We start from the raw sequence: 12,814 nt of genomic DNA, 5'->3' as shown, positions 1-12,814 counted from the left end.
CCAAGCGGTCTTAGGAAGACAAAACATTCTACCAACTCCTTGGCTCACAGAACGACATGGCTACGATCCGACTTTCGTGTGGCCGCACGAGATTCTCGCGTGCATGGCGGCGCGCGTGACGGCGCGGCCGGTGAAGCTCGTGCTGACGCGTCAGCAGCAGTACGGCATGGTCGGTTACCAGCCGTATATGTCGCAGAAAGTCGAACTGGGCGCGCATCGCGACGGCGTGTTGCAGGGCATCGGTCAACACGTGGTCAATATCACGGGGATGACGGACGACTACGTCGAGTTCGGCTCGGCGCCGGCGAAGTCTTTCTACGCGTGCGAAAACATTTCGGCTACCCAAAGAATCCAGCGCGGCCATGTCGTGCTGCCGACTTTCATGCGCTCTCCGTGGGATGGCCCCGGCTCATGGGCGCTCGGTTCGGCGATGGACGAACTGGCCCGGTCGCTGGACATGGACCCTCTGGCCCTTCGTCTGGCGAACTACGCGACGACCGATCCGGAAAGCGGCAAGCCGTGGTCGTCGAAAAAACTACGCGAAGCGTATGAAGAAGGCGCGCGGCGGTTCGGCTGGCGCGAGCGGCCAAAGGGCGGCACGCTGGACGGACACTGGCGGATCGGCTTCGGCGTCGCTGATTGCAGCCAGGGGCAGGCGCGCTTTCATTCGACCGCGCGCGTGCGGTTGCGCGCGGACGCCACCGCGCAGCTCGAGTCGAGCTTCTGCGATATCGGCACAGGGCCTGCCACGGTCTTTCCTCAGATCGTGGCAGAGGTGCTTGGGCTCGATGCGTCGAAGGTGGGCGCGCTTTCCGGCGATACCAGGCTGCCCTATGCGGGGCCGACGTACGGATCGAGCACGACGATCAGTACGGGCGCGGCCGTTCAGCAAGCAGCATTCGGTGTACGCGCAAAGCTTGCCAGACTTGCGGGGTGGCCTCCCGATCAGATTGCAATGCGCGACGGACATGTCTGGCACGCAGGCGAAAGCCGCCGCATCGAGCAGGTTCTGTCCGATGCGGGCGTTGCGGAACTCGCCTCCGACGGAACCTTCGATCTGCCCGGCGACGCGCGCGTCGACATGGGTTCGCCGGGGTATCCAACGCGTTCGTTCGGCGTGGTGTTCGTCGAGGTAGGCGTCGATCCGGACCTTGGACTGTTGCGGCTGAGGCGTGCGACGGGCGTCTATAGCGCGGGCCGCATCATCAACTCGATGACGGCGCGCTCGCAGATGATCGGCGGCATTGTGTGGGGCTGGGGCATGGCGGCGATGGAGGCCAGTCACTACGATGCGTCACTGGGGCGCTGGTTGTCGAAGGATCTCGCAGGCGTGCCGATCCCTGTCAACGCCGATATCCCACCGGATATCGATATTGCGTTTATCGACGAGTACGACATGCACTCGGGACCTATCGGAGCGAAAGGCATCGGCGAACTGGGGGCGACAGGCGTCGCCGCGGCCGTTGCAAACGCCGTGTACGACGCGATCGGTGTGCGGGTCCGTCAATTGCCGATTACGCCGGACAAGCTGATTTCACCTTTCGCAGGCCGACAAGGGAGCGATCGATGAACTGGGCAAGCCTGCATACGCTTCCGGTTCATACCGTCACCCCTGACGGCTACGAACACGAGCAGCTTCGTCGCGACGACATCGAGGCTGTGGTCCGGAATATCCGGAACTGGTATCCCGATATTTCCGTGGGCGCCGGACATGGGTTCGTCGATGTGTCGTTCTACCAACGCCGCGTGTGCCTCGCCGGCGAACCCGAAACTGACGTGATCGTGTACGTCTGCAAAAAGGCTGGCGAAATCGTCTCGATGACAGCCATCGAGCGCGACTCAACGAGCGCGACCCTGCAAGGGCGTCTGGCCGTGGTCTGTCCTGAGCACCGCAATAGCGGCCTCGCCCGCTTCGGTCCGTTTATCCTCGATCACCAGGCGAGCGCGATGGGCATGGCCTTGGCATATAGCCGTGTGTCGCTCAAGCACATCTATGCCCAAAGACTGGTCGAGCGCGCTGGCTTCACGCTGGTGGGCATCATGCCCGCCTCGGACCGGGAAGTGGTGCACCCAGGCGTCGTACGTCACGTTCCCGAAGCGCTCTATGCCAAAGTCTATGCGCCGAGAAACATGCAATTTTTCCCGGCCGACGATTACATGACCGACGAGGTTCGGCGGATGTGGCATTACCTCTTCGAATCGGTGAGGCGCTGACCGGGCAAGTCAGTCCGCCGCTATTGTCGATGGCTTGGCCGGCGCCTGCTTCACAGGAGGCCAAGCGCGTGCGCGATCTTTCGTTGAGGCCCGACGATACTGCCACCATCGGACGGATCTTCGTCATAGCGTGACGGCCTACTGTCGATAGCAGGTCGCGCCTGGCGTATTGAGGTCCATGGAAGTCGACCGGCCTGATCCTGCCGCCGTCAGAGAATGACGTAGATCTTGCGCATCGTTTCGTCGACTTGCCACACGCCTTCGGTATTGGCCTCGAAAAACAGCGTATCGCCGCCGCGAAAGTGGATGGCGCTTTCTCCGTCTGGGGTGAACGACCCCGAGCCGGACAGCAGATGCATCACTTCCGCCTGTTGGACCACGCGCCGATAGGTGCCGGGCGAGCATTCGAACACACCGGTATCGACTGCCTCGCTGCCTGCAATCACGTACTGCTTGCCCGATAATCGTACCCCTTCCTGATCGGGAAGAGCGGCGGTGCCCCAGTCTTCAAGCCCGCCGAGTTCGATCGCCTGTTTGATCTGCTGTACTTTCATGAGACATCATCCTGTGTGTATTGATTAGGGGTCGACACTTATTCCAGTCCGCCCTGGCACAGATATTTGATCGACAGATAATCGTCGAGGCCGTATCTGGAGCCTTCCCGGCCGTAGCCCGATTCCTTGACGCCGCCGAATGGCGCCGCTTCGGATGCGAGCGCCCCTTCGTTGATCCCGACGATGCCTGCCTCCAGTGCGCGCGATATGCGCTCGATACGGCGCAGATCCTGACTATAGAAATACGACGCGAGGCCGAACGGCGTGTCGTTCGATGCGTCGATGGCCTGCTGCTCGGTATTGAAGCGGAACAGCGGAGCTACCGGGCCGAAGGTCTCCTCGCAGCACAACGCCATCGTCGACTCGGCGTCGCCGAGCACGGTGGGCGCAAAATAGTTCGGGCCGAGTTCGGCAAGGCGCTTACCGCCGGTCAACACGGTTGCGCCGTGCGCGACGGCATCGTCGACGTGGCGCGCGATCTTGTCGACGGCACGCGCATTGATCATCGGACCAATCTGCGACGCCGGATCGCTGGCGGGACCGACGCGCAGCCCGGCAACGCGTTCGCACAGCATCTGCGCGAAGCGTTCATAGACACCGGACTGCACGTACACGCGGTTCGGGCACACACACGTCTGCCCGCCGTTGCGGAATTTGGCGGCGAGCAGGCCCGTGACCGCGGCATCGAGGTCTGCGTCGTCGAACACGATGAACGGTGCGTTGCCGCCGAGTTCCAGCGACAGCTTCTTCAGCGTTCCCGCCGCTTCACGCGCCAGGTACTTGCCGACGGGCGTCGACCCGGTGAAGGTGATCTTGCGCACGCGGCCGTCGGCGAGCCAGTCCGCCACCGCCTCGAGCGTCGATTTCCGGGAGGCCGCGATGAGGTTCAGCGCCCCAACTGGCACGCCGGCCTCGTGCGCGAGATGAACGAGGGCGAGCGCCGTAAGCGGCGTGTCCTCGGCCGGCTTGGCGACGACGGTGCAGCCGGCTGCGAGCGCGGGGGCGATCTTGCGCGCGATCATCGCGAGCGGGAAATTCCACGGTGTAATGGCCGCGACGATGCCGATCGGCTCCTTCACTACGCTCATGCGCTTACCGCGTTGCTGCTGTGGAATCAGGTCGCCGTAAATGCGTGTCGCTTCATCGGCGAACCACGCGACGTACGATGCGCCATAACCGACTTCACCGCGCGCTTCGGCGAGCGGCTTGCCCTGTTCGAGCGAGATCAGCGCGGCAAGCGCGTCCTGATGTTCGAGGATCAGCGCGTGCCAGCGATGCAGCACCGCAGCGCGCTCTTTCGGCAGACGTGCACGCCATTGCGGCAGGGCGCGGGCGGCGGCATCGGTGGCGGCGCGCGCGTCGGCGGCGCCGCTATCGGCCACCTCGACGATCAGCTTGCCTGTCGCGGGATTGGTGACCGGCAAGCGTCGGCCGCTTTGCGCGGGCAACCATTGGCCGCCGATGAAATTGTCCGCGCGCATCAACGCGGTGGCTTGCTCTTCGAGTGTCATGATCGACTCCACTTTCAATCGCGCTATCAATCGATGTCCGCTGCGTCGACGCGCTTCGCGAGTTGCGCGGCGACTGCCATGCCGACTTCGCGCGTCGAGGCCTTGCCGCCGAGATCACCCGTATGCGGGCCTTCTTTGAGCACCTGCACGATGGCTTCCAGCATCGCATCGTGCGCGACGCGCTCGGCGCCTTCGCCGTTGCCGAGGAAATCGAGCATCATCGCCGCCGACCAGATCATCGCGACGGGATTGGCAATGCCCTTGCCGGCGATATCCGGCGCGGATCCATGGACCGGTTCGAACAGCGAAGGGAAGCGGCGCTCCGGATTCAGGTTGCCCGACGGCGCAATGCCAATCGTGCCCGTGCAGGCGGGGCCGAGATCCGACAGGATGTCGCCGAACAGATTGGACGCGACGACCACATCGAAGCGATCGGGGCTCAGCACGAAGCGCGCACACAGGATGTCGATATGCTGTTTGTCCCACACGACATCGGGATAGTGCGCGGCCATCTCGGCGGCGCGCGCATCCCACCACGGCATGCTGATCGAAATGCCGTTGCTCTTGGTTGCGACTGTGATCTTCTTCTTGCGGCGCGCGGCCAGATCGAACGCGAATTTCAGTGCGCGCTCGGTGCCGTGGCGCGAGAAAATCGCTTGCTGCATGACGATTTCGCGTTCCGTGCCTTCGTACATCGTGCCGCCCACCGACGAATATTCGCCTTCGGTATTCTCCCGCACGATCATGAAGTCGATGTCGCCGGGTTTGCGGCCCGCGAGCGGCGAGGGCACGCCGTCGAACAGACGGGCAGGGCGCAGATTGATGTACTGGTCGAACTCGCGGCGGAACTTGAGCAGCGAGCCCCAAAGGGAAACGTGGTCGGGTACCTTGTCGGGCCAGCCCACTGCGCCGAACAGAATCGCGTCGCAGCCTTCGAGTTGCGCCTTCCAGTCGTCGGGCATCATCTGGCCGTGTTGCGCGTAGTAATCGCAGCTGGCCCATTCGATGTGCTGATAGTGGATCTCGATGCCGAATCGCTGGCAGGCCACATCGAGTACGCGCAGGCCTTCCGGCATCACTTCCACGCCAATGCCGTCGCCAGGAATGACAGCGATGCGATAACTGCGAGTCATAGCGAGTTTCTCCTCATTGAGCGTGCCTGCATGGCACGCGCTAAACGACGAGACTCATTCTATGTGGGTGTTCACCGCATAAAAATCTGCATTTGACCCGCTGACACAGCATGCATTCTGAAAAACGCACACGAACAGAATGCGGAGGCCATCTGCGTGTCGCGAGCGAAATGAAAGAATCTGAAGGGAGAAAGCGGAACGGGGCGCCACCACCGCTCGCGCGAGCCGCGTGAATGCGTGCGTCAAGCACTCAGAACGAGTGCTCAATGATGATTCGGCGAGAACAGTGTTTCGAGCGGGTAATGCGTCTTGATGAAGGGCGTCTTGATGATGACGTAGCTGAAGTATTTTTCGATGCCAATATCGCGTTCGAGCAGACCTTCGACAATGCTCTGATAGTGACCGACGCTGCGCGTGACGAACTTCAGCAGGTAGTCGTAACCGCCGCTGGCCAGATGACATTCGACGATTTCGTCGATATCGCGAATCGCCGCCACGAACTCGATGAAGTCTTCGCGACGGTGATCGGCGAGCGTCACTTCAGTGAATACGATTTGCACGTCGCCGAGCTTTTCGAGCTGGATCTGCGCACCGTAACCGACGATATAACCGGCTTTTTCCAATCGTTTGACGCGGATCAGGCATGGACTCGGTGACAGTCCCACCGCGTCGGCAAGCTCGACGTTCGTAATGCGGCCTTTCTTTTGCAGTTGCGAAAGAATACGCAGATCAATCCGGTCGAGTTTGCAGTCGCTGCTCATGGCTTTAATTCTGTCTAACGATCGGAAAATTATACTCATCGGGCACGGCGATGTTATCACGAAGTTATGCGGCTGCGCGGCTTGCTCCCCGAAGCGCGGCGCGGACTTCAGCGTCGTTCAGCACGTCGTCGAGCGTCTGCGTCAAACGTTTGAACAGGAGTGCAAATTCGGCTTCCGAATAGCAGAGCGCAGGCGCAAAGCCGAGAATGTTGTCGCCGAATGCACGGAACACGATGCGATTTCGATATGCCGCTGCCGCAATGCGTTCGGACAGATTCAGAGACGCATCGAAACCCTGCTTGCTGTCCTTGTTCGACACGAGTTCGAGCGCGCCGAGCAACCCGCGATGCCGCGAATCGCCGACGAGCGGATGCTCGAGCAGCGCGTCGAGGCCCGCAGCGAAATGCGGCGCCATGGCCTGGCCGTTCGCGAGCAGACCGCCTTCGTGATAGAGGCGCATGACCTCGAGTGCGATCGCCGCGCTGACCGGATGCGCCGAGTACGTGTGACCGTGACCGACGGTCGCAGTGCCGTCGGCGTCGCCGGCAATCCCCTGATAAATCGCGTCCGACATCAATACCGCACCCATTGGCGCGTAACCTGCGGTCAGGCCTTTCGCGACGGTCATCAGATCGGGCTCCACCTGCTCGCCCTCGCACGCGAAGAGCGGGCCGGTGCGGCCGAAGCCGGTAATGACCTCGTCGGCGACGAACAGGATGTCGAGACGATGGCACGCGTCGCGCATGGCCTTTAGCCAGCCGGCCGGCGGTACGATTACGCCGCCCGAACCCTGAATCGGCTCGCAGAAGAAGGCGGCGACGTTGTCCACACCGAGTTCGGCAACCTTCGCTTCGAGCGCCGCCACGCAAGAGGCGATCAACGCCTGCGAATCGCTGCCGCCTGGTTGACGGTAAGCATACGGCGACGGTAAATGATGCTGATGCGGCAGCGGCAGATCGAAGTGATGATGGAACGCGGGCAATGCCGTCAACCCGGCGCCTACCGATGACGAGCCGTGATAGCCGCGTTGCAGCGCGAGCATGTGCTTCCTCGTCGGGCGGCCGGTTGCATTGTAGTAATGCGTGATGAAGCGGATCGCCGAGTCCACCGCATCCGAGCCGCCCAGCGTGAAATACACATGCTGCAATGAAGCCGGGGCGAGCGACACGAGCTTTTCGGCGAGCTCGATCGCGGGCTCCGATCCGAAGTGGAAATAGCCGGTCGCATAGGGCAGGCGCGCCATCTGTTCGGCGGCTGCCTTGACGATGCTTTGCTGACCATAGCCGGTGTTGACGCACCAGAGCCCGGAGAACGCGTCCAGCAACTCGTTACCGTCGATATCGCGCAGGAAAGCGCCATGTCCGGATTCGAGCACGGTGACGCCGCGCGCTTCGTGCGCGCGGTAGTTGATGACAGGATGGATCAGGTGCTTGCGGTCGGCTTCGATGAGCGATTGATTCGACATGGTGGGTATCTCGTCGCGGGGTGGACTGTTGACGGACCCATACTACCCATTCACCGCTGTCGGCCGAGTCGTCAAAAAACGTTTGAAAAAGCGCAGGCGCCGCGTTTTGAACCCCACGCGCAGCATTTTGTGCTGCATGCGCTTAAAAGCCTGCCTGGACGACGGCGCTTCGGTCGGCGCTTCAGTTGGCGCTTCAGTTGGCACTTCAGTCGGCGCCTGAATCACGCGCGTTATCGTTGCGCTCCGACGGGCGATACTCAATAACCGCGCGCGCGGTCGATCGCACCCCGCATCGGTTCGCCCGCGCGATGGCGCGCAGATTGTCGAGTACGGCATCGACCGCAGTATCGGGCCTTGTCGCGCTTGCGACGTGCGGGGTGATGCGCACGCGCGGGTGGTCCCACAGCGCATGACTGGCGGGCAGCGGTTCGGGGTCGGTGACATCGAGCACGGCATTGCGCAGCTGGCCGCTCTCGAGTGCTTCGAGCAGATCGGTCGTCACGAGTTGCGGACCGCGGCCGACATGAACCAGCGAGGCTCCCGCAGGCAATGCGTCGAACACGCGTTTGCCGAGCAGGCCGCGGGTTGCGCCGGTCAGCGGCAACAGGCAGACCAGCACATCGGAGCGGGCGAGAAAGGTGTCGAGCGTGGCCTCGCCGGCAAAGCATTGCACGCCATCGATCTCGCGCGGCGAGCGGCTCCAGCCCGCGCATGCAAAGCCGAACAGGCGTAATCGCTCGAGTACCGCGGTGCCGAGCATACCGACCCCGAGTACGCCGACCCGGCGCGTTTCGGCAGTGCGCACCGGCAACGGCTTCCAGATGCGCTCGCGCTGCTGCAGCGCATAGTCGAACAGATCGCGATGAACGGCGAGCACGGCTTCGGTCACGTATTCGACCATGCCGTCGACAATTCCCGGCTCCATCATCCGTACGACGGGCAGATGCGCCGGCACACCTGTCAGGTCGAACTGGTCGACGCCGGCGGCCACCGAGAACACGATCTCGAGATTCGGTAGCGTTCGCGCGAGATCGTCCGGTTGCCAGGCGGCGAGGTAACGGATGGCGGCCGGATCGCCGACATCGGGCCAGATGCGGAACGGCAGTTCCGGCGCGAGCTGCGCGAAGCGCGCGGCCCATTGCGCGCCGCGAACCGGATCGGCTTTGTAGAGGAAAGTCATAGGCGAAGCGTGCCTACATCATGGCCTGGTTGATAATGCCGAACTGGCGGAAGTGTGCGTCCGGTGCGCGTTCGTGACGGCCTGGATCGTCATTGCGGACCATCTTCACCACCGTATCGACGCGCGGAATGCCGAGTCCGATGAGCCAGTCGTTGAGTCCGCTGCCAGCCGGCACGTCGATGCGTATGAACGCGCCTTCATTGAGCGCCAGCCAGTGGTGGATCAACGCCTTCGCGCGGCTCGAATCCGGGGAGTCGGCTGCGATGACCGGTCCGATCGCATATCCGCGCCCGAAGCGTCGGAACAGCGAGAAGCCGAGCAGTTCGCCATCGCGATCGAGCGCAATGCCATCCGCGCTTTGCCTCAACGCGGTCAGCACGGCGTCCCGCTCGAGCCCGGTCGCACGCGAGGCCAGCGCGATCAGTCGCGGCGTGTCGTTGATGCCGAGCGGGCGCAGGCGTTCGCCGGCCGGCAGCGAGACGAGCGGCGGCTGGAACACCGCGCCTTGATGCTGATCGAGCGCGCCGCAGGCCCGGAAGCCGAGTTTTTCGTACAACGGCTTGCCCGCCGGGGTGGCATGCAGGAAAGTGACGCGGCTGCCGGTTTCTTCGAGTATCAGTTGCATCAACTTCGCGCCGATCCCGCGCCCCTGATGCTCCGGCGCCACGATCACCATGCCGAGCGTCGCGCGGTCCGCTCCGAACTTCCAGCACAGCGCCGTGCCGATCGCGACACCGGCCTGCTCCGCGACGAAGCCGCTGCCGGCGTCGGCGGCAAAGCGCCAGTCTTCGGGCCGGTGCGGCCAGTTCACAGCCGTCGACAGGCCATGGGCGGCGGCAATGTCGTCAGGGGTAAAGCGTCGGTAGGTCAGCGACCCACTTTCCGATGATCTTGGCACGGCGAACTCCTTCATTTGACGTCACGCTGTCCCGCGACTGTCGCATTTCGGCTGCGTGCTTAATAGGACGATCTTTCTATCTTGGCCGGTTCGCGCTCCGGTTCGCAGCCCCGCAGCCCCGCAGCGCGGCCGTAGCGCCTGTCGCGGGCACTGCCGCACCGGGCGCATGCTGCGCCGCACGGCAAATTGTGCTGCGCGACCCGCTGAAAACCACCGAATCGAATGGTTGCAACGTCCCGATTGCGACAACAGGCACTTTTTTGCGGTGCTTAAATCGAGCTGACGCCGCCGGTTCCAATTGAGCCGCAGTCATGCAGTTGCAACAGACCGGCGGCGACAGCGCGTTGAGCGGCCCGGCCTGCAGACAGACGGTGCAGCGAGCGCCGCGCACGGCGGGGGCCGTAACCGGATCCAACCTTGTCATTGTTAGGAGCAGTTCGCATGAAGGACGACGAAGTCAAAAATGGTTTCAGCCGCCGCGACGTGATGCGTGTGCTGGCTGCGGGGAGCATGCTCGCGACCGGCGCGGGTGGACTGCTGGCAGGGGCAAGATCGGTGTTGGCCGCGCCAGCGCCTGCGCCGAAGAAAGGCGGCAAGATTCGCGTGGCCTATGACGTGGGCTCGACGGCCGACACGCTCGATCCCGCGAAAGGCTCGGCCGGTTCCGACTACATCCGCTATTTCATGTTCTACAGCGGCCTCACGCAGCTCGATGAAAGCCTGACGCCGCAGATGAACCTGGCCGAAGCGCTCGACACGCGCGACGCCAGGGTCTGGGTCATCAAGCTGCGCAAGGGCGCCACCTTCCACGACGGCAAGGCGCTCGCACCGGCGGACGTGGTGTATTCGCTGAACCGCCACAAGGTGGCCGCGACGGCATCGAAGGTGAAAACGCTGGCCGATCAGTTCGCCGAGATCAAGGCGACCGGCCCGAACGAAGTGACCTTGACGCTGACGAGCCCCAATGCCGATCTGCCGGTGATCCTCGCCACGCCGCAGTTCGTGATCATCAAGGACGGCACGACCGATTTCACGACGGCTGTCGGTACCGGTCCTTACAAGGTCAAGACTTTCAAGCCGGGCGTGACGACCGTCGGCGTGCGTAACGACAGTTACTTCAAGCCGGGTCTGCCGCATCTCGACCAGATCGAGTTGATCAGCATCAGCGACAACGCCGCACGGGTGAACGCGCTGCTGTCGGGCGACGTCCATCTGATCAACTCGGTCGATCCGCGCTCCACACACCGCATCGCGTCGACGCCGGGCTACGCGGTGAAGGAAACCAAATCGGGTCTCTATACCGATCTGATCATGCGTCGCGACAACGCGCTCGCGGGCAACCCCGATTTCGTGCAGGGCATGAAGTATCTGTTCGATCGCGACCAGATCCGCTCGGCCGTGTTCCGCGGCTACGCAGTGATCGGCAACGATCAGCCGATTCCGCCGGGCCATCGTTATTTCGATGCATCGCTGCCGCAGCGGCAGTTCGATCTCGACAAGGCAAAGTTCCATCTGCAGAAGGCCGGCGCGCTCGGTCCGGCATTGCCGCCGATCTATGCCACGACCGACGCGAATGGCTCGATCGAAATGGCCGAATTGCTGCAGCAGACGGGTGCGAAGATCGGCGCGAACATCACGATCAATCGGGTGCCCTCAGACGGTTACTGGTCGAATCACTGGATGAAGCATCCGCTTGGATTCGGCAGCGTCAATCCGCGTTCGAGCGCCGACGTGCTGTTCACACAGTTCTTTAAATCGGACGCGCCGTGGAACGAGTCGGGCTGGAACAATCCGAAGTTCGACCAGCTGTTGTTGTCGGCGCGTTCGGAAACCGACGACGCGAAACGCAAGCAGATGTACGGCGACATGCAGGTGATCGTCGCGGATCAGGGCGGTATCGGTATCCCTGCGTTCATCAGCCTGCTCGATGCCTACGACCAGCATCTGCAAGGACTCGGCTCGATTCCGAGCGGCGCGATGATGGGCTTCTCGTTCGCCGAGCACGTGTGGTGGAACGCCTGATATAGCGCAGTAGCCGCATGGCGGCAAACCTGATCCGCGCGCAGTACGCGCCGGGTCGGTCCGGCGCCCCCCACGCGCCGGTTCCGGCAGGTGTCATTTTCAGGAGATCTGGACGATGAACCAGAACATAGCCGCACTGATAGTCCGACGCATCGCGGTGACGGCACTCACGCTGCTGATCGTGTCCGTCGTCATCTTCGCGATCACGAACCTGCTGCCGGGCGACGCCGCGCAAGCCGCGCTCGGGCAGTCCGCGACGCCCGAAACGGTCGCGGCGCTGCGCCTGCAGTTTGGCCTCGATCAACCGGCTTACCTGCGCTTCGCGCATTGGCTGGCCGGCCTCATGCACGGCGACTTCGGCGTATCGCTGTCGAACAATATGCCGGTCTCGGAGCTGATCGAAGGCCGTCTCCCGAAATCGCTGACACTCGCCGCGATCACGACGGCGGTCTCGGTGCCGATCGCGGTTTCGTTCGGCATTCTCGCTGCCGTCAATCGCAATTCGCTCATCGATCGCATCGTCAGTCTGGGTACGCTATCGCTCGTCGCGACGCCGGAATTCCTGATCGCGACGATTGCGGTGCTGGTTTTCGCGGTGAAGCTGCACTGGCTGTCGGCGCTGTCGTACGGCGGTGAAATCGATGACTTCAACCAGTTCCTGCGCGCCTATGCGATGCCGGTGCTGACGCTGTGCGCTGTCGTGATCGCGCAGATGGCGCGCATGACGCGCGCAGCAGTGATCGAACAGATGGGGTCGTCGTATGTGGAAATGGCCGTGCTCAAGGGCGCGAGCCCGGCGCGCGCGGTGTTGCGCCACGCGCTGCCGAACGCAATCGGTCCGATCGCCAACGCGATCGCACTGAGCCTGTCGTATCTGCTGGGCGGCGTGATCATCGTCGAAACGATCTTCAACTATCCGGGGCTCGCGAGTTTGATGGTCGATGCGGTCAGCAACCGTGACTTTCCGCTGGTGCAGGCCTGCACGCTGCTGTTCTGTCTCGGCTACCTGGTGCTGGTGCTGCTGGCCGACCTGTGCGCGATCATCTCGAACCCGAGGCTGCGCACATGAACTTCAA

At 63.0% G+C, this 12,814-nt stretch carries 10 protein-coding genes and 1 pseudogene; 4 read left to right on the top strand and 7 right to left on the bottom strand.

The features are described from left to right. Both QYH69_RS10845 and QYH69_RS10840 read left to right on the top strand, forming a co-directional pair. Positions 1-1,570, top strand: a 1,570-nt coding sequence (locus QYH69_RS10845) for a molybdopterin cofactor-binding domain-containing protein (RefSeq protein WP_308831851.1), incomplete at its 5' end; no start/stop codon positions are given. Then, the gene (locus QYH69_RS10840; RefSeq protein WP_308831850.1) at positions 1,567-2,214 is read left to right on the top strand and encodes a GNAT family N-acetyltransferase; all 648 of its coding nucleotides are present in this window, start codon (positions 1,567-1,569) and stop codon (positions 2,212-2,214) included. The genes QYH69_RS10845 and QYH69_RS10840, both read left to right, overlap by 4 nt. 209 nt (positions 2,215-2,423) lie before the next feature. Here QYH69_RS10840 and QYH69_RS10835 read toward each other — a convergent pair whose 3' ends face one another. From QYH69_RS10835 to QYH69_RS10805, 7 genes and pseudogenes are all read right to left on the bottom strand, one after another. Then, a complete protein-coding gene (locus QYH69_RS10835) occupies positions 2,424-2,768 on the bottom strand; it encodes a cupin domain-containing protein (RefSeq protein ID WP_075156924.1) in 345 nt (114 codons plus the stop codon). 38 nt (positions 2,769-2,806) lie between these two features. After that, positions 2,807-4,279 (bottom strand): NAD-dependent succinate-semialdehyde dehydrogenase, encoded by a 1,473-nt coding sequence (locus QYH69_RS10830; protein ID WP_308831849.1) that lies wholly within the window; start codon positions 4,277-4,279, stop codon positions 2,807-2,809. A 26-nt stretch (positions 4,280-4,305) separates the two neighbouring features. Continuing rightward, a complete protein-coding gene (locus QYH69_RS10825; protein WP_308831848.1) occupies positions 4,306-5,412 on the bottom strand; it encodes a tartrate dehydrogenase in 1,107 nt (368 codons plus the stop codon). Between the two features lie 263 nt (positions 5,413-5,675). Beyond that, complete coding sequence (locus QYH69_RS10820; RefSeq protein ID WP_075156925.1) at positions 5,676-6,173, bottom strand: Lrp/AsnC family transcriptional regulator; 498 nt, start codon at positions 6,171-6,173, stop codon at positions 5,676-5,678. A gap of 64 nt (positions 6,174-6,237) precedes the next feature. Continuing rightward, complete coding sequence (locus tag QYH69_RS10815) at positions 6,238-7,638, bottom strand: aspartate aminotransferase family protein (protein WP_308831847.1); 1,401 nt, start codon at positions 7,636-7,638, stop codon at positions 6,238-6,240. A gap of 257 nt (positions 7,639-7,895) precedes the next feature. Beyond that, positions 7,896-8,818 (bottom strand): annotated as a pseudogene (locus QYH69_RS10810) (2-hydroxyacid dehydrogenase). Positions 8,819-8,831: 13 nt separating this feature from the next. Continuing rightward, positions 8,832-9,731, bottom strand: a complete 900-nt coding sequence (locus QYH69_RS10805) for a GNAT family N-acetyltransferase (RefSeq protein ID WP_374992383.1) — start codon at positions 9,729-9,731, stop codon at positions 8,832-8,834. Between the two features lie 426 nt (positions 9,732-10,157). Between QYH69_RS10805 and QYH69_RS10800 the strand changes: the two genes are divergently transcribed. Both QYH69_RS10800 and QYH69_RS10795 read left to right on the top strand, forming a co-directional pair. Then, entirely contained in the window at positions 10,158-11,738 is a 1,581-nt protein-coding gene (locus QYH69_RS10800; protein ID WP_308831845.1) for an ABC transporter substrate-binding protein, read from the top strand. Positions 11,739-11,853: 115 nt separating this feature from the next. Beyond that, on the top strand, positions 11,854-12,807 hold the full coding sequence (locus QYH69_RS10795) for an ABC transporter permease (RefSeq protein ID WP_075156930.1): 954 nt from the start codon (positions 11,854-11,856) through the stop codon (positions 12,805-12,807). The last annotated feature ends 7 nt before the right edge of the window (positions 12,808-12,814 follow it).

This window comes from Paraburkholderia sp. SARCC-3016, assembly GCF_031119615.1.
Classification (GTDB): domain Bacteria; phylum Pseudomonadota; class Gammaproteobacteria; order Burkholderiales; family Burkholderiaceae; genus Paraburkholderia.
This window is presented reverse-complemented; position numbering and strand designations above follow the sequence as displayed.

Bases quoted from the DNA above. Each gene is read 5' to 3' on its own strand.
- QYH69_RS10795 (WP_075156930.1), top strand. From the start codon at position 11,854: ATGAACCAGAACATAGCCGCACTGATAGTCCGACGCATCGCGGTGACG.
- QYH69_RS10825 (WP_308831848.1), bottom strand. From the start codon at position 5,412: ATGACTCGCAGTTATCGCATCGCTGTCATTCCTGGCGACGGCATTGGC.
- QYH69_RS10835 (WP_075156924.1), bottom strand. From the start codon at position 2,768: ATGAAAGTACAGCAGATCAAACAGGCGATCGAACTCGGCGGGCTTGAA.
- QYH69_RS10805 (WP_374992383.1), bottom strand. From the start codon at position 9,731: ATGAAGGAGTTCGCCGTGCCAAGATCATCGGAAAGTGGGTCGCTGACC.
- QYH69_RS10840 (WP_308831850.1), top strand. From the start codon at position 1,567: ATGAACTGGGCAAGCCTGCATACGCTTCCGGTTCATACCGTCACCCCT.
- QYH69_RS10815 (WP_308831847.1), bottom strand. From the start codon at position 7,638: ATGTCGAATCAATCGCTCATCGAAGCCGACCGCAAGCACCTGATCCAT.
- QYH69_RS10820 (WP_075156925.1), bottom strand. From the start codon at position 6,173: ATGAGCAGCGACTGCAAACTCGACCGGATTGATCTGCGTATTCTTTCG.
- QYH69_RS10800 (WP_308831845.1), top strand. From the start codon at position 10,158: ATGAAGGACGACGAAGTCAAAAATGGTTTCAGCCGCCGCGACGTGATG.
- QYH69_RS10830 (WP_308831849.1), bottom strand. From the start codon at position 4,279: ATGACACTCGAAGAGCAAGCCACCGCGTTGATGCGCGCGGACAATTTC.